Genomic DNA, 24541 nt, shown 5'->3' on the forward strand with positions numbered 1-24541 from the left:
GTCAGCGGGGGCGGTGGTGGGGGTTGGGGTTGGGGTGGCGGTCGTCCTCGTCGAGGTCGATGTCGATCTGGTCGCGGATGAGTTTGTGCGTGTTGCCTTCGGGGGTCTGCGGGGAGGGGGCGTTCTGGAGGACGGCGGCGGGTGGCCGGTGGTGGCCGGGGGCGCGGGCGGGGAAGGCGGCTCCGGTCGTGCCGGCCAGGACGGCCGCGGCGGCCGAGGCGATGACGGCTCGCCGGATGAGGCGGATGAGACGGGCGGGGCTTCGGTGGGACATGGGCGGCACCTCTACCGGTCGGGAGCGGTCGGGATGATGCTGCAGTCTGCCTCCCCCGAATGAGAGGCCCTCTTATGCCCTTACGCCCTTACGCCCCTGCTCGGCATCGGCCAGGGCGAGGTGGCGCAGCGCGTAGGACCGCCAGGGGCGCCACGCGTCGAGGATCGGCTCCGGACCGTCGGGCAGCGCCACGTCCGGGTCGCCGAGGCCCCGCATCCGGATGACCGCGGCCGTCCGCGCGTCGAGCCCGGGCAGCGCCCGCAGCGCCGCCTCCGCGTCGTCGCGGTCCGCGCCCGCGTCCAGGCGCAGGGAGCCGTCGGCGAGCGCGGTGGCCAGCGCGCCGAGCGTGCCCGGTACGGCGGTCAGCGCGGCCGGAGCGGGAAAGAGGTGGGTGAGCCCGCCGCACGCGGCGTCGAGCACGGTCCCGTACTCCCGTACGAGACTCCCCGCCCCCTCCCGCCCCACCAGCGCACGCACCGCGAACTCGTCGGGGTCGGCGGTGCCCGGCGACCGCAGCCCGGGCCGCGCGGCGACGAGCGGGGCGAGCCGGGGGTCGGCGCCGAGCCGCTCGTCCACGGCGTACGGGTCGGCGTCCAGGTCGAAGAGGCGGCGCAGTCGCTGTACGGCGGTGGTGAGGTCGCGCAGGTCCGTGAGGTGCAGCCGGGCGTCGAGCCAGCCGCCCCGGTGCACGGCTTCACCGGCCGAGTGCGCGCCGGTGCCGGTGCCGCCCGTGCCGTCGTGGTGCGTCTCCTCGACGGCGACGATGCCGGTGCCGTGGGGCAGCCGGAGCGTACGCCGGTAGGTGCGGTCGCCCCGTTCGCCGGTGACCTCCTCGATGCCGGTGACGGTCTCCGCGGCGAGCAGGTCGAAGACGGCGTCGGCGCGGTAGGGGCCGCGGTGGGCGAGGCGGAGCGGGATGCCGGCGGCGGGGGTGGCCCGGGCGGCGCCGCGGCGGGGGGCGGCGGCGCGCAGGGCGGTCGGCGTCAGCGCGTACACCGTCCTGATCGTGTCGTTGAACTGCCGCACGCTGGCGAATCCGGCGGCGAAGGCGATCTCGGTGACGGGCAGGTCGGTGGTCTGCAGCAGTACGCGGGCGGTGTGCGCGCGTTGCGCCCGCGCGAGGGCGACGGGGCCCGCGCCCAGCTCGGCGGTGAGCTGCCGCTGCACCTGCCGGGCGCTGTACCCCAGCCGCACGGCGAGCCCCGGTACGCCTTCCCGGTCGACGACCCCGTCACCGATCATGCGCATGGCCCGGCCTACGACGTCGGCGCGGACGTTCCAGTCGGCGGACCCGGGCACGGCGTCGGGCCTGCACCGCCGGCAGGCCCGGAAGCCGGAGGTCTGGGCGGCGGCCGCGGTGGTGTAGAAGCGGACGTTCTGACGCTTCGGGGTGACGGCGGGGCAGCTGGGCCGGCAGTAGATGCCGGTGGTCCGAACGGCGAAGAAGAACGCACCATCAAACCGAGCGTCCCGGCTGCGCACGGCCTCGTACCTGGTCTCTTCATCGATCACGCCTCCATTGTGGGGCGGAGGGACGGGTGGCGGCTGGCGGAATTCGGACGTGAAGGTGAGGGGGGCCAGAGCCTCATCCCCAGCCCAGCGAGACCCGGGGGCCAGGGGCGCAGGCCCAGGAGGCGGGGGCCAGGGGCGCAGGCCCAGGGGCGCGGGGAACTGCGCGACCAGCCCCCACACACCCGCAGCCGAATCCACAACCGGACCGCACCCCCACCCCCACCCCCACCCCCAAAGCTCAGCGCAAGCGCCCCCGCTTCGCGTCCAGCGCCGCCCGCCCCTCCGCTCCCCGCAGCCGCCACTGCCGACGCATCTCCGCGCGGGCCCGAGCGTCCGTCTTGGCGACGATGCGCTGGTTCTCGCGGATCAGCTTGCGGTAGCTGTCGAGACGGCGTTCGGGAAGGGCGCCGGTCTCGACCGCGTCGAGCACGGCACACCCCGGCTCCGCACCGTGGGCACAGTCGTGGAACCGGCACCGCGCCGCCAGCTCCTCGATCTCGGAGAACACCTGCCCGACGCCGCTCTCGGCGTCCCACAGGCCCACTCCGCGCAGCCCGGGCGTATCGATGAGGACCCCGCCCCCGGGCAACGGGATGAGGTTGCGCGTGGTCGTCGTGTGCCGGCCCTTGCCGTCGACGTCACGGATGGCCTGGACCTCCATGACGTCGGCCCCGGCAAGAGCGTTGGCGAGCGTCGACTTGCCCGCGCCGGACTGACCGAGGAGCACCGACGTACCGCCGGAGACGACCGCGGCGAGGACGTCGACGCCGTCCCCGGACGTGGCGCTGACGGGCAGCACCTGCACGCCGGGCGCGGCGGTCTCCACGTCCTCGACGAGATGGCCGAGCGTCACGGCGTCCGGCACGAGGTCCGCCTTGGTGAGGACGACCACCGGCTGTCCGCCGGACTCCCAGCCGAGCGCGAGGAACCGCTCGATCCGCGCGAGGTCGAGCTCCGCGGCGAGCGACACCGCGATGATCGAGTGGTCGACGTTGGCCGCGAGGACCTGCCCCTCGGACCGCTTGGACGAGGTGGAGCGCACGAAGGAGGTGCGCCGCGGCAGATACGTCTGTACGTAGCGGGGATCGGCGCCGTCCGCGTCCACGGCGACCCAGTCGCCGGTGCACACGACCTTCAGCGGGTCGCGCGGAGTGACGAACTCGGTGTCGGCGCGCACGGTGCCGTCGGCGGTGATGACGTCGCACTGCCCGCGGTCCACCCGGGCGACGCGCCCGGGTACGAGCCCTTGCGCCGCGTAGGGCGCGAACTCGGCCTCCCAGTCGGCGTCCCAGCCGTACGGCGTCAGCGGATGCGGCGCGGCGGAGGAACCCGAGAGAGAAGAGGTGAAAAGAGAAGAGGAAGACAAGGGGAACCCTTCACAGGGGTGACCCCGGCATCCGCGCACACGGTCGGCGCGGCACAACGAGAGATCGGATCAGCCGGTGGCCACGGAGGTGGACTTGATGAACTTCCGGATGCGGGCAGCGCCCATCGCAACGACAGCCATCGGTCAACACCTCCAGTTGTGATCCTGATCCTGCACGTGATCCTGCTCAGCCGAACCCGGCGACCGAACGACCGCCTGGGAACACCGCCGAGCCTAGCGACACCCCCGCCAGGACCACCACCCATTATTTTCTTCGCCGCTACGAGGGCTCCCCCGGCCGCCGCGCCACGAACACGAACTCCCGTCCCGGCCGGTCCGGGGCGTCGCGGACCTCGTCCACCACGTATCCCTGTGCCACCAGGTCCGCCTCGATCTCCGCGCGCTCCCGGAACCGAAGCGTCGAGTCCGATGTCAGCACTTGGCCGTCAGCCTCGAAGACGTAGGTCCAGCGGAACGACACCAACGGCCCGTCCACCGCCGTCACATCGACCCATGTTTCGACGGTGCTTCCGGTCGCGCCCCTTCCCGGGAGCCGGGTCACCCGGCGTGAAGCCTCGGGGTTCCAGTTCTCCCAGGCGCGACGGGCGGGGACCCGGGTCTCGAAGACCAGGTGGCCGCCCGGCCGCAGGGCCCCGCGGGCGGTCCGCAGGGTGTTCCGCCACGCGTCCGGGTCGGTGATCTGCTGGGCGACGTTCGCCGTCATGGTGACCAGGTCGGCCCGGAGCGGCGGGACCGACGACGCGTCGCCGTGGATCCAGCGCACCCGTTCGGCGCCCGGCTTGGCGCGAGCGACGTCCAGCGACGCGGCCGCCGGGTCGACGCCCACGACGTCGATGCCGCGTCCGGCGAGCTTCAGCGCGAGGACGCCGGTGCCGCAGCCGATGTCGAGGACCCGGCGCGCGCCGAACTCCTCCGCCATGGCGGCGTACGCGTCGAGGTCGGAGCGGTCGGGGTCGAGGACGTCGTAGAGCGCGGCGAGGCGCGGGTGCGTGTACTCCGCGTCGGTCGTGTCCGTGTCCGCACCGGGAGAGGGGGACGTGTGCCGCTCCTCGCGCGCCGCGCGCCACTCCTGCGCCAGCACCGACCAGACCTCCGTGTCCTGCCGTACGCCCCGATAGGGGTCGTCCTCGCGCAGGCAGCCCTCGCGGCTCATGCCGAGACGTTTCGCGACGTTGATGCTCGGCGTGTTCTCGGGGGCGACCCGCCACTCCACGCGGCGCATGCCGCGCACCTCGATCGCCCAGTCGACGACGACACGTACGGCACGTGTCACCAGGCCCCGCCCGGCGGCGTCCGGTTCCAGCCAGCAGCCTGCCTCGCACGTGCCCGCCGCCGCGTCGAAGGCCCTGAGGAGGACGCCGCCGACGAGTCGTCCTTCGAGCCGGATGCCGTAGAGGCGGCCGGTGTCGGCGGCGGCCTTGTCCGCGAACACCTGGAGCCAGGCGCGTGCGGAGTCCAGGTCGGCGGTGATGTCGGGGAGTCCGACGTAGCGGCCGATGTAGTCACGGCCCCGGTCCATGTGCGCGAGGAACTCCTCGGCGTGCCACGGTTCCAGCGGGCGCAGTTCCGCCCCGTCTCCCAGGGGTGTCGCGAACATCTTCATCCTCCACAGTGGCCGCGCGGTCGGTCCGGATCTTCGCACGGTCACACGCGTACTCGGCCGGAATTCTTCCTTCAGCGGCGGTCGGCGGCACCTGACAGGCGATCTACGGTTCGCCGCGTCGCACCTCGCAGCCGCGCGGCCCTCGCCGACCTCAGCGAAGTCTCCGCCGCGCCGCCATGACCCCATGGACGCAGGCCGGTTGAGCGGAGGGTGCGGTTCCGGACAACTCCCGCGCCTTGGCGATCTGGCCGGTCTTGTCGTGGACGAATTAGTTGCCTCAGCCATCCAATGGGGAGTGGATCAGGGACGAACTGCGCTTGCGAGGTACTTCCATGACGGAGACAACCAACCCCATCCAATCGACCGATTCCATCGAATCCGACGAAGCCATGGGCTCGACCGGCTCCATCGGCTTTCCTCAGGACCGCACGTGCCCGTACCACCCGCCCACCGCCTACGCACCCTTGCTCGACGACGCGCCGTTCTCGCGCGTCCGGCTGTTCGACGGCCGGTCCGTGTGGCTGGTCACCGGGCGTGCGGCGGCGCGTGAGCTGCTCATCGACCCGCGCCTCTCCGCCGACCGCGAGAACGAGGCGTTCCCCGTTCCGACCGAACGGTTCGCCCGGCTCCGGGACCGCCGCGTCGCCCTGCTCGGGGTCGACGATCCGAAGCACAACGTACAGCGCCGCATGCTGATCCCCAGCTTCTCCGTCAAGCGCATCGCGGCCATGCGCCCGCAGATCCAGGCGACGGTCGACCTGCTCCTGGACGCGATGGTCGAACAGGGGCCGTCCGCCGAGCTGGTGAGCGCCTTCGCGCTGCCCGTCCCGTCGATGGTGATCTGCGGGATGCTGGGGGTGCCCTACGGCGACCACGAGTTCTTCGAGGAGCAGTCGAGGCGGCTGCTGCGCGGCCCCACCCCCGAGGACACGCAGGCGGCGCGCGACGCAATGGACGCCTATTTCTACGAGTTGATCGACAAGAAGCGCGAGGAACCGGGGGACGGTCTGCTCGACGAGCTGATCGCGGGGCAGCTCGCGTCGGGAGAGGTGGACCCGGAGGAGCTCGTCAGGCTGGCCGCCATCCTGCTGGTCGCCGGGCACGAGACCACCGCGAACATGATCTCGCTCGGTACGTTCACGCTGCTTCAGCACCCCGGCCGGCTGGCCGAGCTGCGGGCGGGGCTGCGCGCGGACCCGCCGCTGCTGCCGGCCGCGGTCGAGGAGCTGCTGCGGTTCCTCTCCATCGCGGACGGGCTGCTGCGGGTGGCGAAGGAGGACATCGAGACCTCGGCCGGCACGATCCGCGCCGACGACGGCGTCGTCTTCGCCACGTCCCTCATCAACCGCGACGACACGGTCTTCGAAGGGCCCGAGGACCTGGACTGGCACCGCCCGGACCGTCACCATCTGGCGTTCGGGTTCGGCATCCACCAGTGCCTGGGCCAGAACCTCGCCCGCGCCGAGCTCGAGATCGCGCTCGGGACCCTCTTCGAGCGCTTCCCGGGGCTGCGGCTCGCGGCGCCGCCGCAGGACATCCCGTTCAAGCCGGGCGACACGATCCAGGGGATGCTCGAACTCCCCGTCACCTGGTGAGCGAGGAGTCCGCGTGGAAGACATGGCCATTCACATCGAGAAGGACAGGTGCGTGGGCGCGGGCATGTGCGCGCTCACCGCGCCGGGCGTCTTCACCCAGGACGACGACGGCCTCAGCGAGGTGCTGCCCGGCCGTCAGGACGGCGGTGGCGATCCCCTGGTGCGGGAGGCCGCTCGGGCGTGCCCGGTGCAGGCCATCACAGTCGAGGCGAGCTGATGGGGTTTCAGGCACGCCCGGACGTAAGGGGGTTCACTCGCTCAGCGTTACGGTGAAGCTTCTGCCGTACGCGTGATGGGTGTCGACCTCGATGCGCGTGCCGCCGGGTGCCCGGTCCACCCGGACCTGCGGGTCCCCGGCGGTCCTGCGCAAGGGGCGGCCGCGGAGCAGGACCGTCACGGTGTCCCGGTCCATCGTCGGGTCGGACACCGCGACGCGGACGGCGCCGCCGCGACGGCCCCCGCGCTGGACCAGGACCGAGGCGGGGCCGTGCAGGAGCAGGTCCCCTGCCCTGTGCCGACCTCGCGTGAAGGCGTTGGCGGCCGTCAGGCCGAGGCCCGTGTGCGTGACGGCTTGCAGGCGGCCGGAGTTGGCGAGGATGCCGATCGGCCCGCGGCGGTGGGCGTGCAGCTCGGCCTCTCCGGCGTTCGGCACCAGCGCGTAGGCGAGGCGGGCGGGCCGGGCGCCCGCCGCCCCGTCGACGGTCACGCCGAGGACCGAGCGGGTCACCTGGGTGTCGGGGTTGGCGGTGCGGACGACGCGACGGCTGCGGGTGACCTGGTCCAGGGTGACCCGCACCTTCGGTGTGTCGAGGAAGACGTATCCGACGGCGGTGCCCTCCGTGGTGTTGGCGTAGCGCAGCCAGTGCAGGTCGGCGGTGCCGGGGCCGGTCCAGGGGCGGCCGTCGCGGAGCGCGCCGGTGAGGGAGATCCGGGCGTCGGCGGCGGCGGTGCGGGCGTCGACGGTCGTGGTGACGGCACGCCCGGCCGCGCCGCCGACGTCGGCGGCGAGCACCACGATCTCGTCGTCGAACATGAACCACGACTTGGTCGCCGTCGCGGCGCGGTACACCACGAAGTCGTCGGGCAGCAGCGCCCGGTCGTGGTACGCGACATCGCCCGACTGCACCATTCCCGCCGCGCCGTACTCCCCCAGGACGGCGCCGCCCGAGTACCGGTTGGTGCCGCGCGGGAAGTAGACGTACTTGTTCTGCGACTCGGACGACGACGTGAAGGCCAGGGGGTGGCCGGGGTTGTCGTAGTACGGCTTGCCGTACAACTCCGGTACGGTGCGCCGCTGTTCGACCGGGGCGGTGACGCCGGCCAGGCCGTACGGCGAGACCGTCGTGTAGTAGTCGACCCCGTACGCCCGGCTCTGGTCCTGTCCCGAGAGGTAGAGGTAGTGGGCGCCGTCGCCCTGGAACCACGGCATGAGGTTCTCGCCGCTCATGTACTCGTACTTGCTGATGCGGTCGGAGCTCCGGGCGAGCGCGAAGGCGTATCCCGGCCGTCGGTGCACGGTCCTGTCCATGGCGTTGAACGCGACGCTCCGCGCGGCGGGGTTGAGGTCGGCGGGCGGCACGGCGGGGTCGTCGAGGATGTCGGCGTACCGCACGACGCTGACCGGCGACACGAAGCGGGCCGGGTCGAGGGGCGCGCGCGAGGTGGCCCTGACATGTTTGACGTAGCTCTTCAGGGCGGTGGCCGTGGCGCCTGCGGCGAGCGAGGAGAGGTCGACGACGGCCTCGACGACCACCGCGACGTCGGTGTATCCGGAGTCGGGGCGCGACACGGCGCGGCCCTTGACGATCTCCATCATCCAGCCCTCGAACATCAGCGGGGCGAAACCATTCCTCACCCAGCCGTACACGGTCGGCACGAGCTCCTCTCCGTGCGCGAAGCCGGTGCCGTCGAGGATCTTGAGGGTCTGCACGACACGGGTGAGCAGGCCCTTGCCGTACGAGCCGGTGTACGCGACCGACGAGTGCTGGATGAACGAGCCGTCCGCGTAGTGCCCGTCGGTGACCTGGTGGTTGAGGTGGTACGGGTCGATGGTGGCGAAGACCGTGAGCTGGTCCGTGAGCGCCTTGCGAATCCTGGCCTCGCCCCGCTCGCCGAGGAGGGCGCCCTGCAGGATCCGGTTGGTGGTGATGTCGGCGAGGTTGGCGCCGGTGTGGAAGCGGGAGTCGAGGTCGACGTCGCCGCCTGTGCCGTTGCGCAGGTAGGCGTCCATGGAGGCGACGTAGGCCGGCAGCAGGTCGGGGTGGTGGGCGGAGACGGCGTCGGCGAGCAGGACGAGGGTCTTGCTGATGTGCTGGGAGATGCCGATCTCCCAGTGGAACCAGTTGCCGTAGTACCCCTTGGACTGGTCGCCGTAATAGCGCTCGTGCAGCCGGGCGAGGCCGTCGAGCACCCGGTTCTGCACGGTCGTGCTGCCGTACAGGTCGGCGGGGAGGCCCGGGGTGCGGGTGGCGAGGGCGATCTCGTACAGCCTGCGGTAGGCGGTGTTGAGGTTGGCCTCGTCGGTGCCGAGCACCAGACCGGCGAAGAGCTCGCCCTCCCGCGCGTCGTCCATCGCCTTCAGGCCGGCCCGCGCGGTCCGCTCCACTGAGTCGAGCTTCGCGGCGGTCTCCGGACGCGCGTTTGACTCGGCGGTCCCGGCGAAGACCGCGACGGTGTTGGCGATGAGCCGGGCCCGGCCCTCGGCGCCCGCGGCGGCGGACACCGGTCCCACGGGGACCACCGCCATCAGGCCGGCGGCCGACAGGGCGGACAACAGGCGTCTGCGGGTGATCTCCATGGCGGCCTCCAACGGTGACGTGCGGGGCGTTCCGGGAGCGCGGGGTGTCGGGGAGCGTTCAGGGTGCAGGCAGGGAGCGTTCGGGGGCGTGCGGAGTCAAGCAGACGGCCCGACCGGCGACAAGGGTCCCCGCCCCCGGCGCGTCCCGCCCGGTTGATAGCGTCCCTTCCGATCATGGGGCCGGTACCGGGGGGAAGGGGAGCGCCATGCCCGAGAAGGGCACGCCGCGCACGCGACGGCGCACCTGGCTGGTGGCCGCTCTGGCCGTGACCCTGCTGGCCGCGTCGTCGGTGACCTGGTTCGCCGTGTCGCGGGCCGAGGAGCGCGAGGACCGGCTCGACGCCAACCGCGAGCTGGTGACGCACGGCTGCGCGGGCCTGCTCCGCGAGGAGATGTACGCCTCCGTGCCGGATGACGCGCGGGGCGTCCTCGACGCGTACGGGACGCTGCTGCGGCCCGGGCAGGAGAGCCGCGCGTTGCTCGACTGCACGCTGGCCTGGGGTGACGGCGGTGGGCGCGCGGAGGCGGACGTACGGGCACGGGTGCGGGCCGAGGCGGTCCCCGACCGCACGTCCCCCGGCTCCGTGACGGGCGATTTCGGACTTCCCCTTCCTGCGGGCGCGACGGGCAGCGTGGGCACCGCGGACCGCTGGGACGGTGGCGCGGTGGCCACGGCTGCCCTGCTCGTCGACTGTCCGGCGGGGCTGCACGGGCGGGGCCGCACGACGCGGGACCTGCTCGTGTCGGTGGATCTGCCGTCCGACACGGAGGGGGCGGACGTGCACGGCATCCCGAAGGCCGAGCGGCTGGCTGTCGCCCGTACGGCCGCGAAGGTCACCAACTGGGTGTCGCGCAAGGAGGGTTGCGGCAGCGAGCCGTTGCCCACGGAGCCCGGCGCCGCCGCCCCGGCGAAGACGCCCGAGCTCTGCGCCTGGCTCAACCCCAAGGGGCTGGGGTCGACCCCGGGCGACTGGTCCTACGACGGGAACGACAACACGTACAACCGCCGGGCAGGCGCGTGCGGCGGGCGGTGGGACGACACGGCGGGGTCCCCCGGCCACCTCACGGTCCGGGCGGCGGGCGCGGAGAGCTGGTCGGGTGTGCTCGCGGCCGGCGCGTACGAGGAGTACGCCGACAAGGCGCTGGTGCCCGACCCGGCGGTCCCGGCCCCGCACGACAGGCCCCTCACCGTCGAGCGCTCGGGCAACGACCTGCAACTCGCCCTGTGGGCCCGGTCCGAGTGCGTGGCGGGTCCGACGTACCACCGTGTCTCGGTGACCCCCGAGTTCGACTTCGACTACGGCCACGAGGACGGGAAGGTCGTCCTCGAACCGAAGGACCAGCGGCGCCTCTCGCGGCAGGTGCGCACGGTCCTCGACCGCTACCTGTCGGCCCCCGACGGCTGGCCGAAGCGTTCGCACTGCCGCGGGACGAAGATCGTGGGAGAGGTGGCGGAGTGGCGCGGGCGCGACTGACCTGGCGGACGAGGGCGGGGCGCGCCGTCCTGTCGTCGTGCGGGGCGCTCGTCGCCCTGGCCCTGATCGCGGGCGGCTCCTACTGGTGGGGCGGCCCGCGCGACCACCGCGCGGCACAGCGGGTGCTCGACGAGGCGTGCGAGGGCGTGCTGCCCTCCCGCGAGATGCGGGACGTGCTCGGGGACGGGCCGTTCGAGGAGAAACCCGGCCGGGTGGACGTGCGGTCGGCCGAGGAGGACGACGCCCGCGACGAGAGGCGTACGGTCACCTGCACCGTCACCGGCGACGGTGTGCCCGTCGCGGGCGGCAACACCGACGAGGCGCAGGTCCAGGTCACCGTGCAGAGCGTGCCGCAGCGGCGCGGTGACGACTTCGGCGTGGACCGCGCGTCCGCGCGCGACCGCGGCACGGACCCGCTCTACCCGCGGCCCTCGACCGAGCTCCCGCCCGTGGGCCTCGGCGGCGGCTGGCGCGGCCTGTTCACGACCGCTGAGTCCATCGGCGGCACGGCCCGGTCCGACAATGGCGGCGCGACCGTGGTGACGCTCCTGGACTGCGCCCGGGACCGCGACGGTCTCCTCGTCACCGTCGACGCGAAGGACGAGGACGTCACGCTGGACGACCCGCGCCGCCGCGCCGCCTTCGCGCGGATCGCCACGGGGACGGCCGCGAAGGCGTCCGGGAAGTGGGGCTGCGACGCGGAGTTGGGCGAGCCGCCGCACAGGGTCGCGCTCCCGGTCGACGCCGACGAGAGCGTGCCGCTCGCCGACGCGTCCGGGACGTGCCGGGGTGTCCCCGGCCGGGGCGGGCGCGTCTCCCGGTCCTGGGAGAGCGCGAGCGGCGGCAGCCCCGTCGAGGTGTGTGTCGTGGCCGGCGAGCGGCCCGAACTGCCGGGCCCCGGCTCGTCGGACGAGACGCCCCGCTACCACCTCACCGCGTTCTACGGCCCGTACGCGGACTCCGAACGCCTCGACCACGAGCGACGGTACGGCGAGTACTCCGAGAAGCCGGGGCCCGGCAACGCCCCGGCCGGACGTCTCGCGGGCGGCGGGCGCTGGGCGAGCGCGGTCTGCCGGGACGGGAGCGGCCCCGCGCTGTTCACGGTCCGGGACGAAGGGGCGTGGCGCGCGGACAGGTCGAGCACGTACGACCGCCACCGCACGAAGCCGTCCGCGGGCGACCTCGCGTACGAGCGCGCGGCGCTGGAGCAGTTCGCGCGCCGCTCGGCACGGGCTCACGGCTGCGAGCCGCCGAAGCTCTCCTGAGTCACATCCCGGGGGGACAGGGCAGGCCGATCAGCCCTGCCGGGTCCCGCCGCGCTCCGCGATGTGCCGCGGCGGCGTGATGCCCGTGGGCAGCAGCGGGTCCGGCACCGGCGTTCCCCACGTCGTCGTCAGCGGGAGGTTGCCCGCCCAGATGCCGAGTTCCGCGTCCGGGCCCGCGCCGTCGTCCGGCGGGCCGTCCGCGACCTTGACCGAGGCCTCCGCGAGCGAGAGGGCGAGGAGGGTGGTCGCGGCGAGTTCCTTGCGGCTGGGGCGGCGGGCGTAGTCCCACTGGCCGGGAGTGGCGTGCTCGGTGAGCAGGCGCAGGCCGCGCAGCTTCTCCTCCGGGTCGGTCACCACGCGCGGGACGCCGTGGATCATCGCGCTGCGGTAGCTGACCCCGTGCTCGAACACGGAGCGGGCGAGGACCAGGCCGTCGATGTGGGTGACGGTGACGCAGACCGGGGCTCCGGGGTCGGCGGCGAGGCTGCGGCTGGCGACGGAGCCGTGCAGGTAGAGGTGGGCGGCGTCGCGGCCGTAGACGGTGGGGACGACCATCGGATGGCCGTCGACGACGACTCCCAAGTGACAGACGAAGCCCGCGTCGAGGACCGCCTCCAGGTCGGCGCGGTCCAGGCTGCCCTGCTCGCGCAGGCGGCGGTGGCGGGTGCGGTCGGTGACGGGCAGGGTCGCGGGGAGTGCGGCGGGCGGGGCCGGTGGGGTGGGCGGGGCGGCGCCGTGCCGTTCAGGATGACTGTTCACGCCGCGAGAAGTTACCGATATCGCGCCCGGATGACCATGGTGTGACGAAATCCGTCGCCTGCGTCATTACTCGCGACGATATACGCAATACTTGCGCCACTCGTCCAAGCGCACCCCGAAGAATCCAATGACTCCCACCCCTGGAGGATGGCGGGCCCCCGCCCCCGCACGATCTGATGGAACCCATGGAGCTTCCCCACCACGAGGACGTGTCCCCCGGCAACGGCTGTCTCCCGCCCCGCGCGTGGTACGCGACGTCGGACGCCGCCACCCTCTCCCTCAACGGGCCCTGGCGCTTCCGCCTCTCCCCCGCCGCCCACACCCACGACGACGCCTTCGCCGCCGACGGGTACGACAGCGCGGCCTGGGACGAGATCGCGGTGCCCGGCCACTGGGTGCTGCAGGGTCACGGCGCGCCCCGCTACACCAACATGCTCTACCCGTTCCCCCTCGACCCGCCGCGCGTCCCCACCGAGAACCCCACCGGCGACCATCTGCGCGCCTTCGACCTGCCCGCCGACTGGCCGGCCGACGGCACCGCCGTCCTGCGCTTCGACGGCGTGGAGTCCTGTGCCCGCGTCTGGCTGAACGGCACGGAGCTCGGCGACTTCAAGGGTTCACGGCTCCCCCACGAGTTCGCCGTCGGCGAGCTGCTGCGCCCGGCGGGCAACGTCCTCGCGGTCCGCGTCCACCAGTGGTCCGCCGGTTCGTACCTGGAGGACCAGGACCAGTGGTGGCTGCCGGGGATCTTCCGTGACGTGACGCTCCTGCACCGGCCCGAGCAGTGCGCCCGCGACTTCTTCGTCCACTCCGCGTACGACCACCGCACGGGCACCGGCACCCTGCGGGTCGACTCGGACGTCCAAGGGCGCGTCACCGTGCCCGAGTTGGGCGTGGACATCACGACCGGCGAGGAGGCCGTCGCGGCCGTGGAGCCCTGGACGGCCGAGACGCCGCGCCTGTACGACGCGACGCTCACCACACCCGGCGAGCGCATCCCCCTGCGCGTCGGCTTCCGCACCGTCGCCGTCGAGGACGGTACCATCAGGGTCAACGGCAGCCCCATCCTCTTCCGGGGCGTGAACCGCCACGAGTTCCACCCGGAGACGGGCCGGGCCGTGGACATCGAAACGATGCGCGCGGACGTGCTCCTGATGAAGCGTCACAACATCAACGCCGTCCGCACCAGCCACTATCCGCCCCACCCCGCCTTCCTCGACCTCTGCGACGAGCTCGGCCTGTGGGTCGTCGACGAGTGCGACCTGGAGACCCACGGCTTCGGGGCGGTCGGCTGGCGCGCCAACCCGGTCGACGACGACCGCTGGACGCCCGCGCTCCTGGACCGCGCCGCCCGCATGGTCGAGCGCGACAAGAACCACCCCTCGGTCGTGCTGTGGTCGCTCGGCAACGAGTGCGGGACCGGGCGCGGCCTGACCGCCATGGCCGACTGGATCCGCTCGCGCGACGGCAGCCGCCTCCTCCACTACGAGGGCGACCGGTCCTGCGCGGACACGGACGTCTACTCACGGATGTACGCCGACCACGCCGAGGTCGAGCGCATCGGCCGGGGCGAGGACGAGGGCCCGGACCGGCGGCGCAGGCTCCCGTTCATCCTGTGCGAGTACGCGCACGCCATGGGCAACGGCCCCGGCGGACTCAGCGAGTACCAGCAGCTGTTCGAGACGTACGACCGGCTGCAGGGCGGCTTCGTCTGGGAGTGGCTCGACCACGGCATCGCGGACCCCGCGTACGAGTACGCGTACGGCGGGGACTTCGGCGAGGAACTGCACGACGGGAACTTCATCTGCGACGGCCTCGTCTTCCCCGACCGGACGCCGTCCCCCGGGCTCGTCGAGTTCAAGAAGGTGATCGAGCCGGTCCGCATCGAGGGCGACGGCCCGTCCGGCACGGTCACCGTCACCAACCTCCACGACTTCGCCGACCTCTCCCACCTCGCCTTCACCTGGTCGTACGAGAAGGACGGCACGACCGTCGCCGAAGGCACCCTCGCGGTGCCGCGGACAGGACCCGGCGAGCGTGCGGAGGTCGCGCTGCCGCCCCCGCCGCGCCGGGACCCGGACGCCGAGACCCAGTGGACGGTACGGGCCTCGCTCGCCGAGGACACGGCGTGGGCGCCGCGGGGCCACGTGGTGGCGTGGGCCCAGCTGCCCGTCGAGTACGGCATGGTCCTGCCCGTGCCCGGCGGCGCGACACCGACGGCGGACGCGGACGGCCGGCACCTCGCGCTCGGCGCCGCCACCTTCGACGCCCGCACCGGCACGCTCCTCGCCTTCCACGGCCGCGAGATCACGGGCCTGCGCCTGGACGTGTGGCGGGCCCCCACCGACAACGACAACGGCATGCCCTGGCGCCCCGAGCCGTCCGTCGCCGACCGCTGGCGCTCGCTCGGCCTGCACCGCATGCAGCACCGCGTGGACGACGTCGAGTTGACCGACCAGGGACTCACCGTGCGCACCCGGGTGGCGCCCGCGGCGAGCGACCTCGCGTTGCGCACGGAGTACCACTGGGCGTCGAACGGCCCGAAGCTGCTGCTGCGGATGTCGGTGACGCCGGAGGGCGAGTGGTCCGTGCCCCTGCCGCGGCTCGGGATCCGCTTCGGGCTGCCGGGGGCTTCGGGGCGGGTGCGGTGGTTCGGCGGCGGGCCCGGCGAGGCCTATCCCGACACCGCGGCCGCCTCGCTGATCGGGGTGTGGGAGTCGGACGTCGACGCGCTCCAGACGCCGTACGTGCGCCCGCAGGAGAACGGGGCGCGCGCGGCCGTCCGCTGGGCCGAGGTCGGCGGGGTGCGCGTGGAGAGCGACGGCGCCCCCGCGTTCACCGCACGCCGCTGGACCAGCGAACAGCTCGACGCCGCCCGGCACCGCACCGACCTCGTCGCCGGGGACACGGTCTGGGTCAACCTCGACATCGACCGGCACGGCATCGGCACCCAGTCGTGCGGGCCGGGCGTCCTGCCCCAGTACGAACTCCGCGCCACCCCTCGGCCGTCCTCCCTGAGCTGTGTGTTCTCGGCGGTGGACGACTGAGGGGGCCCGGCCCTACCCCGTAGGGGCCAGCCGCTCGCGCAGGAACGCCACGACCCGCTCGCGCGCCGCGTACGCGGGGTGCCCCGGCACCTCGCGCACCTCCTCCGTCAGGACGGAGTGCGCCGACTTCGCGAACCCCGCCTCGTTGCCCGGCGACGAGTCGAGCTCGATGACCTCGAACGCGTCGCCGAAGTGGCGGCGCAGCGTGGCGAAGCGGTCGCGCGGGACCAGCTTGTCCTCGCTGAAGCGCAGGCCGAGCGCGCACAGGCCCTCGTTTCTGGTGCGGGCGACGACCGTGTCGAACTCGGCGCGGGACAGGCCGGGGTCGACCCGGCGCGCGGCGCTCACCGGGAGCGGCAGCGAGGGCTGGCTGAGCACGGGGGCGAGGACGGCCGGGTCCGTGGCGGCGGCCAGCGCGAAACCGCCCGTGAAGCACATGCCGATGACGCCGACGCCCGGGCCCGGCGTGCGGGACGCCAGGTCACGGGCGAGAGCGCGCAGGTAGTCGGCGAAGGGGCGCCGGGCGTTGGTGGCGAAGGCGCGGAACTCGGAGGCGACGCAGACGCGGCCGAAGACGCCCATGGCATACGGTACGGAGACCGGGCGGCCCGGGTCGCCGAAGGGGGACGGGATCGCGACGGTGAACCCCTGCTTCACCAAGTGCTCGCCCAGGCCGAGGACTCCGGGGTGCACACCCGGGACCTCGGGAACCAGGACGACGCCCGGACCTGTCCCTTTCTCATGGACATCATGAGTGAGACCGGCTCCCGTGAAAGGGGCCGCGCTCCAACCGGTGAGGTCCGCCGTGGGTGCCTCGCGCTCCTGCGGTTCCGAACCGGGCACGGTGCCCACTCCCTTTCGTCTCAAGTGTCATATGGGTAGGTGGAGTTCATGCCTACAGCACGCATACGCACAAGCACAGACCCCGCCGGGCACCCCGTGCCGCCCGAGCCGCCCTCCGACCCGCCGTCGGGCCGGGTCGTGACGTGGCTGGGGAGATTCGGTCCCGTCGCCGTCGGCTACGCCGTGTTCCAGGCCCTGGTGGGCCTGCTCCCTGGCGCGCTGTTCGGGGACACGGCCCGCTGCTCGCTCGCGGTGGTCAGCGGCCTCGGGACGGGGATCTCCGCGTGGCTCGCCGCGGCGCTGCTGCGGGCCAGGGGGGCGGCGGACGACGGGGCCGCCGACGGCCCGGACGGGCTGCCTTCGCCGCGCCGCCCGCGCTCGGGGACGGCGTCGGGCACGGCGGGAACGGACGGGCCCGGGCCGCTGCCAGGGCTCTCCGCGGCCACGTACGCGACGCTCGTCGAGCGTCTGACGGTCTCTCCGGCGACCCGGCGGGGTGCGCGCTCCTGTCGTACCGTCACGTCCTCGGTTTCGACAAGCTGCTCCTGATCGACGGCGGTCCGCGGCACATGCTGCGCGCGCACGTGTGGCATCCGGGCCACGGCACCTCCGAGGACATCCACAACCACCGTTCCCCGCTCGCCTCGTACGTGGTGCGTGGCGCGCTCGGCATGGAACTGTACGAGCCCATGGACCCCGGCGCGGGCGAGGGCGTCGCCGCGGCCTGGTACCGGGAGTCGCTGACGGGCGACGAGGGCGACTGGCTCCTGGAGCCCTCGGGCGACGCGCGGCTGCGGCTCGTGCAGAGCGCGCGATACACGGCGGGGAGCGGCTACGCGCTGCCGCCGCACGTGCTGCACCGCGCGTGGTGCGAAGCGGAGTGGCCGACGGTCACGCTGTTCCTGGAGACGGGGGCGGGGCGGCGGCGGTACACGGACGTGTTCCTGGGGGCGGCCACGGGCGACCCGGCGGGGCGCGCGGTGGCGAAGAAGCGTCTCGACGTGGACGACTATCTGGCGGAGCTCGCGGCGCTGGCCGACCTGCTCGCGGAGGACCCGGCGGACTGACGGGGACGGCTCAGCCGAAGGCCTGGCGGACGATCTCGCGGTTGTAGTCGTCGATCCGGACGGTGCCGAGGTCGGCGGGGGCGAGCCAGCGGTGGTCCTGGTCGGGCAGCGGCAGGGTCACGTCGAAGGTGAGGGGCCGGACGAGGAAGTTGTCCTGCCAGTTCTTGACCTCGTGCCCGCGGTACGTACTGACGAAGGAGGACTCGCCGACCTTGCGGAGGACCCGGCCGAGCAGTCCCGTCTCTTCCTTGAGCTCTCTCAGGACGCCGTCCCGCGGACTCTCGCCGGGCTCCAGCTTCCCGCACGGCACACCCCACACACCGGGCAGGAACCGCTCGGTCTCGCTGCGTCGCACGAGCAGCACACGGCGGCGGAACACCACGACAGCCGCGGCGAGCCGGTTGTCACCGGGATAGTCCATGTCCTCCAACGTAGCGGGGAATCGGGGCCCGTGACAGTCACGGCAGCGGCTCGTCGGCCACCGGTTCGCGTTCTCCCTGGTCGAGGCGGAACGGAGGGTAGACGTCCGTCAGCAGAGTGCCGTAGGCCACCACCCGCGCCGCCCAGCGGTGCAGTCCCACGTTGAGGTCGTACATACCCCTCGGGTACTGGCCGCGGAAGAGCAGCACCACGCCCGCGTAGCAGGCCCGCGGCAAGGAGAGGCGCCCTGTCCGTTTCCTTCAAGACCGTTGAGCGGACCGCTGCCTACGCTGCGGGCATGAACAGCACACCGAAGTCACCCACTCCGAAGTCACCCACTCCGAAGTCATCCCGGCCGCGCTTCGACCTGATCGGTCTCGTCGTCTCGGACCTGGCCGCCTCGCTGGCTTTCTACCGCCGCCTCGGCCTGGAGTTCCCCGAGGGGGCCGAGAGCCTGCCGCACGTGGAGGCCACGCTCCCCGGCGGGCTGCGCGTCGCCTTCGACACGGAGGCGACCGTGCGGTCCTTCCACCCGGCCTGGGAGGCCCCCGCGGGCGGCGGGCGGATCGGGCTCGCCTTCCACTGCGGGACGCCGGCCGGGGTCGACGCGGCGTACGAGGACATGACGGGCGCCGGGCACGGGAGCGAGCTCAAGCCGTTCGACGCGCCCTGGGGCCAGCGGTACGCCGTCGTGCTCGACCCGGACGGCAACGGCGTCGACCTGTTCGCGCCGCTGGGGTCAGCCGCCGAGTAGCGTGCCGAGCGGCACCCCGGTCAACTCCTTCACGTCGCGGGCGAGATGGGCCTGGTCGGCATACCCGGCGGCCGCCGCCGTGTCCGCGTACGCCAGGCCGTCGCGGGCCAGCGCCAGCGCCCGTTGCAGGCGCAGCACGCGGGCCAGCGTCTTGGGCCCGTAGCCGAAGGCGGCCAGTGAACGGCGGTGCAGCTGCCGGGCGTTGATGCCCGCGTCCGCTGCGGTGCGCGCGACGGAGCGGCCCGCCTCCAGGGAGGCGACGACGTGGGCGAGGAGCCGGTCGGGGGGGTCGGCATCGGCGGCACGCTCCATCGCGACCGCCTCCAGGGCGGCCATCGGATCGTCCGCGTCGTCCACCCGCTCGGTGAGCCGTCGCGCCTCGGCGGCGCCCCACAGGTCCGACAGCTCCTCGCGCCGGTCCCGCAGTTCGTGGGCGGGCACACCGAGGAAGGCGGGCGCGGTGCCGGGACGGAACCGGATGCCGACGAACCGACTTCCGGGTTCCATGTCCCGCGGGACGTACGCACGGGTGTCGGGCCCGGCGACGAACAGCCGGCCCTCGGTCCACAGCAGGTCCATGCAGCCGTCGGGCAGCACGGGCCGGGTGTCGCCGGGGGCGCCCGTGGCCACGCGGGTCCAGACGACCGCGCCGGTCAGCCGGGACGGCCCCTCGTGGTAGTCGCGGGACACGACGCTCTCTGTGGCCACGCCCTCCAGATTACGCCGCGCTCCCCCGGTGCTCCTGCGGGCTCACCCCGTACACCCGCTTGAACGCGCCGGACAGCGCGAACGCGCTGCCGTAGCCGATACGGCGGGCTATCGAGCCGATCGTCAGGTCGGTGTCGCGCAGCAGGTCCGCGGCGAGCGCCAGGCGCCAGTGCGTCAGGTACGTCATCGGGGGCTCCCCCACGAGCTCCGCGAACCGGCGGGCCAGCGCGGCCCGCGAGACGCCCGTCTTCGCCGCGAGGTCCGCAATCGTCCAGGGGTGGGCCGGATCGTCCTGGAGCAGGCGCAGGGCGCGGCCGACGACCGGGTCGCCCATCGCCCGGTACCAGGCGGGCGCCGCCGCCTCGGGGCGGGAGAACCAGGCACGCAGGGCGGCGATCAGGAGCAGGTCGAGGAGCCGGTCGAGGACGACGGCCTGGCCCGGCTCGTCCTTGCCGATCTCGTCGGCGACGAGCGGGGTGAGCGGGCACTCCCACACCTCGCCGGGCAGGACGAGCAGCGGCGGCAGCGCGTCGAGGAGCCGGCCGGTGATCTCGCCCCGCATCTGGTACGTGCCGATCAGCATCTCCACGGAGCTGTCGCGGCGCTCGCCCCAGGCGCGCGGGCCGAGGTCGCGGTAGCGGGCCTCTGGGGCACCGTCGAGCGGTGCGCAGCGCTGGCCCGGCAGGATCTCGGCGAAGGGGGCGGTGGCGGGTTCACCGGCACACGTGTAGTGGTCGGGGCCGCGGGCGATCGCGAGGTCGCCGGGGCGGATGCGCTGGGCGGGCGAGCCGTCCGCGGGGGTGATCCAGGCGTCGCCGCGCACCATGACCATGACGGACAGCGGCGCCTCGTCCGCGATGCGGACGGACCAGGGCGGGTCGAAGAGCGCGCGGATCATGAAGGCCCCTCGGGCGCGCGGGCCTTCAAGGAGTCCGGCGAGTACGTCCATGCCGGAAGCGTAGACGTACGCGTATGGCCGTGAGCTCCTCGGCGATGGTTCCCCCGCGGGCCCGGCGGTTGACTGATCCGCATGACGACGAAGACGAGTGTGACGGTGCTGGTGACGGGGGCGACCGGGCGTGTGGGGCGCCGGGTCGTGGAGTCGGCCGAGGCGGCCGGGCTCACGGTGCGGGCCGCCTCGCGGTCCGGCGCGGTGCGGTTCGACTGGACGGACCGGTCGACGTGGGCGGACGCCCTGCGGGGCGCGGACGCCGCGCACCTCGCGTACCTGCCGGACGTGGGCGCGCCCGGCGCGGCGGGGACGGTCGGCGCGTTCGCCCGCGAGGCGGTGGCGGCGGGCGTACGGCGGCTGACGCTGCTGTCGGCGCGGGGCGAGGAGCAGGCGCACGCGACCGAGCAGGCGGTACGGGACTCGGGGGCCGAGTGGACCGTCGTGCGGGCCAGTTGGTTCGCGCAGAACCTCAGCGAGGGGCCGCTGCTCGACGGGATGCGGGGCGGGGAGCTGGTGTTCCCGGCCGGTGAGGTGCTCGAACCGTTCATCGACGCCCGCGACATCGGGGACGTGGTCGTGGCCGCGCTGACCGGCGGCGACCGGTTCACGGGCCGCACCCTCGACCTCACCGGGCCCCGGCTCCTGTCGTTCCGGCAGGCGGTGGCGGAGATCGCGGCGGCGGCCGGGCGCGAGATGATGTACGTGCCGGTGTCCGCCCGCGCGTACGGGACGGCGCTCGCCGGGTTCGGGGTGCCCGCCGAGGAAGTGGAGTTCCTGGTCGAGCTGTTCGAGACGAACCTGGACGGGCGTAACGCGAAGCTCTCCGAGGGGGTGCGGGAGGTACTGGGCCGGGACCCGAGGGATTTCGCGGACTTCGCCCGTGAATGCGCGCAGGCGGGGGTGTGGAGCAGTCTCAGCCCCTCCGGCGTTTTCAGCCCCTCCGGCGTTTGAGGAGCGGGGTCCGGGGCGGAGCCCTGAACGCCGCACTCCGGTCCTCACTCGGGAGGGGTGTCACCCGTCCCGTTCCCGTTGCGTTTCGCGTGCTTCGGCTGCTTCGCGGGCGTCCGCAGCCGCGACGACACGTCGTCCGGCGGCAGGAAGCGCGACCAGCGCTCGGGGAACTCCGACGGCATCTCCGGGTCGTCGGGGTCGTCCGGGTCCGTCATCGCCTCCCGCGCCGCCGCCGCGCGGGCCACCACCTCGGCGGCCTGCGCCTCCCTCATGCGGTCGTTGGCGGCGCGCGCGGCGGCCGTGGCGACGGACGGCCAGACCCGGTCGATGGCCGCGTTGACCGCGGCCCCGACCAGGACCGCGAACGCCGAGACGCCGATCCACAACAGCACGGCGACGGGCGCCGCCAGTGAGCCGTAGATGGTGGGGCCCTCCACCGTGCTGGTGAGGTAGATGCGGAGCAGGAAGCTGCCGAGCACCCACATGGCGAGGGCGATCAGCGCGCCCGGCATGTCCTCCACCCATGGCGAACGCACCGGCACTGACACGTGATACAGCGTCGTCAGGAAGACCACGGAGAGGATGACGACGACCGGCCAGTAGAGGATCTGGACGACCGTCGTCGAGCCCGGCAACAGTTTCACCACCGCGTCGGGCCCCGCCACCATCAGCGGCAGCGCCACCGACCCGATGAGCAGCGCCACGATGAAGAGGCCGAAGGCGAGCATCCGGGTCTTGACGATGCCGCGCGCGCCGTCGAGGCCGTACATCACCGTGATGGTGTCGATGAAGACGTTCACGGCGCGCGATCCTGACCACAGGGCGAACAGGAAGCCGATGGAGATGACGTCGGGGCGGCTGACCCGCATCACGTCGTCCAGTATCGGTTCGGCGATCTGGTGGACGCCCCGGTCGGAGAGGACCGTGCGGGACGCCTCCAGGATGTTGTTCTGCACGCTGGCGATCGTGTCCGCGCCGGTCCACCGGTCCACGTACGCGAGCAGGCCGATGAGGCTCAGCAGCAGCGGCGGGACGGAGAGCAGCGTGAAGAAGGCCGCCTCGGCCGCGAGCCCCAGGATGCGGTACTCGATGCACGAGTTGACGGTGTCCTTGAGCAGCAGCCAGGCGGTCCTGCGCATGGAGACGTTCCGGTAGAGAGCGCGGGCCCGGTTCCAGCGGCCCGACGGCCGCCCGGGTGTTTCTTTTGCCTGGTGCACCTCCTTACCGTAGCGGCATGGCAGCCAGCACCCACACAGTGACCAACCAGGCTCCGCCCCTGGTGGGATATGACGTATTCACGTCCGACCGGGCCCTAGTGGAAGGGGTCGAGCGGCACCTCGATCCCGCGCTCCTCGATTCCGCCCGCGACGAGCTCTCGTTGCTCGGCCGGGCCGCGGGTTCCGCCCAGGCACAGAAGTGGGGAGATCAGGCAAACGCGAATCCTCCGGTTCTGCACACACATGACCGGTACGGCCATCGGGTGGACGAGGTCGAGTTCCACCCGGCGTGGCACCGGCTGCTCGGCAAGGCGGTCTCCGCGGGCCTGACGGCCGCCTGGACGCGGCCCGGCGGCCATCTGCGCCGGGCGGCCGGGTTCCTGGTGTGGACGCAGGTCGAGGGCGGTCACGGCTGCCCGGTCTCGATGACACACGCAGCGGTGCCCGCGCTCCGCGCCGACCCGGCGCTCGCCGCCGAGTGGGAGCCGCGCCTCACCTCGACCGTGTACGACGAGGGGCTGCGCCCGGCGTCCCGGAAGGCGGGCGCCGTCTTCGGGATGGGCATGACGGAGAAGCAGGGCGGCAGCGACGTACGGGCCAACACGACGCGCGCGCAGGCCCTCGCCGAGGACGGGACGTATGCGCTGACGGGGCACAAGTGGTTCTGCTCCGCGCCCATGTCGGACGGGTTCCTGGTCCTCGCGCAGGCCGAGCAGGGGCTGACGTGCTTCCTCGTGCCGCGTGTGCTCGATGACGGCTCACGGAACGCCTTCGCCATCCAGCGGCTCAAGGACAAGCTGGGCAACAGGTCCAACGCGTCGAGCGAGGTCGAGTTCGACGGGACGTGGGCGCGGCGGGTCGGAGACGAGGGGCGCGGGGTGCGCACCATCATCGAGATGGTGGCCGCGACCCGTCTCGACTGCGTGATCGGCTCCGCGGCGCTCATGCGGCAGGCCGTCGCGCAGGCGGTGCACCACGCCACGTACCGGGAGGCGTTCGGCGGCAGGCTCGTCGACAAGCCGCTCATGCGCAACGTACTGGCCGATCTGGCGCTGGAGTCGGAGGCGGCCACGACGCTGGCGCTGCGGCTCGCCGCGGCCTACGACGACGGGGGCGAGCAGGAGCAGGCGTTCCTGCGGCTCGCGGTGCCCGCGGCGAAGTACTGGGTGACCAAGCGGTGCACGCCGCTGGCCGGCGAGGCGCTCGAATGCCTGGGCGGCAACGGCTACGTGGAGGACTCGGGCATGCCGCGGCTGCTGCGCGAGGCGCCGCTCAACTCCATCTGGGAGGGGTCGGGGAACGTCCAGGCGCTGGACGTGCTGCGGGCGCTGCAGCGCGAGCCGCAGGCCCTCAACGCGTTCCTCCAGGAGGTCGGGACGGCACGCGGCGCCGACCACCGCCTGGACGCCGCGATCAAGGATCTGCTGACCGAACTGGCGGACCTGGACGGCATCGAGGGGCGCGGGCGGCGGCTCGTGGAGCGGATGGCGCTGGTGCTCCAGGGATCGCTGCTGGTGCGGTACGCGCCGCCGGAGGTCGCCGACGCGTTCTGCGCCTCGCGGCTCGGCGGGGACTGGGGCGCGGCGTTCGGCACGCTGCCGCACAGCCTCGACCTCGCGGCAGTGGTGCGGCGGGCCGCTCCCGGCGTCTAGGGCCTGGGTCGGAAGTCCCGGCCGGTACGGAGGTGGTGCTGCGCCGACACGGCACCACCCCCGTCACTCAGGCCCCGTGAGGAGCGTGCACACCGCACGGGCGGCGTTGCTGTCCAGATTCGGGCCCCGTCCGGCCCTTGGCCAGGGTTGCAGGAGGTTGCAACTCGCCGCGCGGTCCACCCGGTTCATCGACGATGCGGCACCCGGGGAGGCGGCGCAGGGGGCACGATGAAGGGATGCTCCCGCACACACTGGTCTGGCCG

The 24541-nt window shown here is 73.2% G+C and carries 21 protein-coding genes and 2 pseudogenes; 10 read left to right on the forward strand and 13 right to left on the reverse strand.

Annotation, left to right across the window (positions count from 1 at the left end; genetic code table 11):
* Position 1: 1 nt before the first annotated feature.
* The 5 genes and pseudogenes from DEJ48_RS07920 to DEJ48_RS40925 form a co-directional block, all read right to left on the reverse strand.
* Positions 2 to 274, reverse strand: coding sequence for a hypothetical protein (locus DEJ48_RS07920; RefSeq protein WP_150215489.1), 273 nt, complete (start codon positions 272 to 274; stop codon positions 2 to 4).
* A 72-nt stretch (positions 275 to 346) separates the two neighbouring features.
* Complete coding sequence (locus DEJ48_RS07925; protein WP_150221046.1) at positions 347 to 1783, reverse strand: DNA-3-methyladenine glycosylase 2 family protein; 1437 nt, start codon at positions 1781 to 1783, stop codon at positions 347 to 349.
* 241 nt (positions 1784 to 2024) lie between these two features.
* Complete coding sequence (rsgA, locus tag DEJ48_RS07930) at positions 2025 to 3152, reverse strand: ribosome small subunit-dependent GTPase A (RefSeq protein ID WP_150215490.1); 1128 nt, start codon at positions 3150 to 3152, stop codon at positions 2025 to 2027.
* A gap of 280 nt (positions 3153 to 3432) precedes the next feature.
* Positions 3433 to 4176 (reverse strand): annotated as a pseudogene (locus DEJ48_RS07935) (class I SAM-dependent methyltransferase); the annotation flags it as partial.
* Positions 4177 to 4335: 159 nt separating this feature from the next.
* A pseudogene (locus tag DEJ48_RS40925) lies at positions 4336 to 5061 on the reverse strand (GNAT family N-acetyltransferase); the annotation flags it as partial.
* Positions 5062 to 5108: 47 nt separating this feature from the next.
* On the opposite strand from DEJ48_RS40925, the gene DEJ48_RS07940 reads away from it, so the two are divergent.
* Both DEJ48_RS07940 and DEJ48_RS07945 read left to right on the forward strand, forming a co-directional pair.
* On the forward strand, positions 5109 to 6371 hold the full coding sequence (locus DEJ48_RS07940) for a cytochrome P450 (RefSeq protein WP_150215491.1): 1263 nt from the start codon (positions 5109 to 5111) through the stop codon (positions 6369 to 6371).
* 22 nt (positions 6372 to 6393) lie between these two features.
* Positions 6394 to 6588: a ferredoxin gene (locus DEJ48_RS07945; protein WP_150215492.1), complete on the forward strand. Its 195-nt coding sequence runs from the start codon at positions 6394 to 6396 to the stop codon at positions 6586 to 6588.
* Positions 6589 to 6621: 33 nt separating this feature from the next.
* Here the strand turns inward: DEJ48_RS07945 and DEJ48_RS07950 are convergent, their stop codons facing one another.
* Positions 6622 to 9168: a polysaccharide lyase family 8 super-sandwich domain-containing protein gene (locus tag DEJ48_RS07950; RefSeq protein ID WP_150215493.1), complete on the reverse strand. Its 2547-nt coding sequence runs from the start codon at positions 9166 to 9168 to the stop codon at positions 6622 to 6624.
* A 206-nt stretch (positions 9169 to 9374) separates the two neighbouring features.
* Here DEJ48_RS07950 and DEJ48_RS07955 point away from each other — a divergent pair, with 206 nt between their 5' ends.
* The gene (locus DEJ48_RS07955; protein ID WP_150215494.1) at positions 9375 to 10643 is read left to right on the forward strand and encodes a hypothetical protein; all 1269 of its coding nucleotides are present in this window, start codon (positions 9375 to 9377) and stop codon (positions 10641 to 10643) included.
* Positions 10625 to 11908 (forward strand): hypothetical protein, encoded by a 1284-nt coding sequence (locus DEJ48_RS07960; RefSeq protein ID WP_150215495.1) that lies wholly within the window; start codon positions 10625 to 10627, stop codon positions 11906 to 11908. Before DEJ48_RS07955 ends, DEJ48_RS07960 begins: the two co-directional genes overlap by 19 nt.
* 30 nt (positions 11909 to 11938) lie before the next feature.
* Here DEJ48_RS07960 and DEJ48_RS07965 read toward each other — a convergent pair whose 3' ends face one another.
* Positions 11939 to 12592, reverse strand: coding sequence for a pyridoxamine 5'-phosphate oxidase family protein (locus DEJ48_RS07965; RefSeq protein ID WP_150221048.1), 654 nt, complete (start codon positions 12590 to 12592; stop codon positions 11939 to 11941).
* Positions 12593 to 12852: 260 nt separating this feature from the next.
* Between DEJ48_RS07965 and DEJ48_RS07970 the strand changes: the two genes are divergently transcribed.
* Positions 12853 to 15714 (forward strand): glycoside hydrolase family 2 TIM barrel-domain containing protein, encoded by a 2862-nt coding sequence (locus DEJ48_RS07970; RefSeq protein WP_150215496.1) that lies wholly within the window; start codon positions 12853 to 12855, stop codon positions 15712 to 15714.
* Positions 15715 to 15726: 12 nt separating this feature from the next.
* Here DEJ48_RS07970 and DEJ48_RS07975 read toward each other — a convergent pair whose 3' ends face one another.
* A complete protein-coding gene (locus tag DEJ48_RS07975) occupies positions 15727 to 16566 on the reverse strand; it encodes a dienelactone hydrolase family protein (protein WP_317850952.1) in 840 nt (279 codons plus the stop codon).
* Between the two features lie 39 nt (positions 16567 to 16605).
* Between DEJ48_RS07975 and DEJ48_RS39630 the strand changes: the two genes are divergently transcribed.
* Positions 16606 to 17106, forward strand: coding sequence for a hypothetical protein (locus tag DEJ48_RS39630; RefSeq protein WP_190537266.1), 501 nt, complete (start codon positions 16606 to 16608; stop codon positions 17104 to 17106).
* A 20-nt stretch (positions 17107 to 17126) separates the two neighbouring features.
* On the forward strand, positions 17127 to 17624 hold the full coding sequence (locus DEJ48_RS07980; protein ID WP_190537268.1) for a hypothetical protein: 498 nt from the start codon (positions 17127 to 17129) through the stop codon (positions 17622 to 17624).
* 10 nt (positions 17625 to 17634) lie between these two features.
* On the opposite strand, the gene DEJ48_RS07985 is transcribed toward DEJ48_RS07980, so the two are convergent.
* Positions 17635 to 18045 carry an NUDIX hydrolase gene (locus DEJ48_RS07985; RefSeq protein ID WP_150173589.1) on the reverse strand — a complete coding sequence of 137 codons (411 nt, stop codon included), beginning with the start codon at positions 18043 to 18045 and terminating at the stop codon, positions 17635 to 17637.
* A gap of 37 nt (positions 18046 to 18082) precedes the next feature.
* On the reverse strand, positions 18083 to 18280 hold the full coding sequence (locus DEJ48_RS07990; protein WP_411757435.1) for a DUF4389 domain-containing protein: 198 nt from the start codon (positions 18278 to 18280) through the stop codon (positions 18083 to 18085).
* 62 nt (positions 18281 to 18342) lie between these two features.
* Here DEJ48_RS07990 and DEJ48_RS07995 point away from each other — a divergent pair, with 62 nt between their 5' ends.
* The gene (locus DEJ48_RS07995; RefSeq protein WP_150215498.1) at positions 18343 to 18798 is read left to right on the forward strand and encodes a VOC family protein; all 456 of its coding nucleotides are present in this window, start codon (positions 18343 to 18345) and stop codon (positions 18796 to 18798) included.
* Here the strand turns inward: DEJ48_RS07995 and DEJ48_RS08000 are convergent.
* Both DEJ48_RS08000 and DEJ48_RS08005 read right to left on the reverse strand, forming a co-directional pair.
* Positions 18784 to 19506 (reverse strand): DUF6597 domain-containing transcriptional factor, encoded by a 723-nt coding sequence (locus tag DEJ48_RS08000; RefSeq protein ID WP_223831950.1) that lies wholly within the window; start codon positions 19504 to 19506, stop codon positions 18784 to 18786. The genes DEJ48_RS07995 and DEJ48_RS08000 overlap by 15 nt on opposite strands.
* 10 nt (positions 19507 to 19516) lie before the next feature.
* A complete protein-coding gene (locus tag DEJ48_RS08005) occupies positions 19517 to 20455 on the reverse strand; it encodes an AraC family transcriptional regulator (protein WP_150215499.1) in 939 nt (312 codons plus the stop codon).
* Positions 20456 to 20536: 81 nt separating this feature from the next.
* Here DEJ48_RS08005 and DEJ48_RS08010 point away from each other — a divergent pair, with 81 nt between their 5' ends.
* Entirely contained in the window at positions 20537 to 21409 is an 873-nt protein-coding gene (locus DEJ48_RS08010) for an SDR family oxidoreductase (protein WP_150215500.1), read from the forward strand.
* Between the two features lie 44 nt (positions 21410 to 21453).
* Here DEJ48_RS08010 and DEJ48_RS08015 read toward each other — a convergent pair whose 3' ends face one another.
* Entirely contained in the window at positions 21454 to 22626 is a 1173-nt protein-coding gene (locus DEJ48_RS08015) for a YihY/virulence factor BrkB family protein (protein WP_150215501.1), read from the reverse strand.
* A 17-nt stretch (positions 22627 to 22643) separates the two neighbouring features.
* Here DEJ48_RS08015 and DEJ48_RS08020 point away from each other — a divergent pair, with 17 nt between their 5' ends.
* Positions 22644 to 24278, forward strand: coding sequence for an acyl-CoA dehydrogenase family protein (locus DEJ48_RS08020; protein WP_150215502.1), 1635 nt, complete (start codon positions 22644 to 22646; stop codon positions 24276 to 24278).
* Positions 24279 to 24541: the final 263 nt, after the last annotated feature.

The sequence above is a fragment of the Streptomyces venezuelae genome, from assembly GCF_008642315.1.
GTDB classification, from domain to species: Bacteria; Actinomycetota; Actinomycetes; order Streptomycetales; family Streptomycetaceae; genus Streptomyces; species Streptomyces venezuelae_D.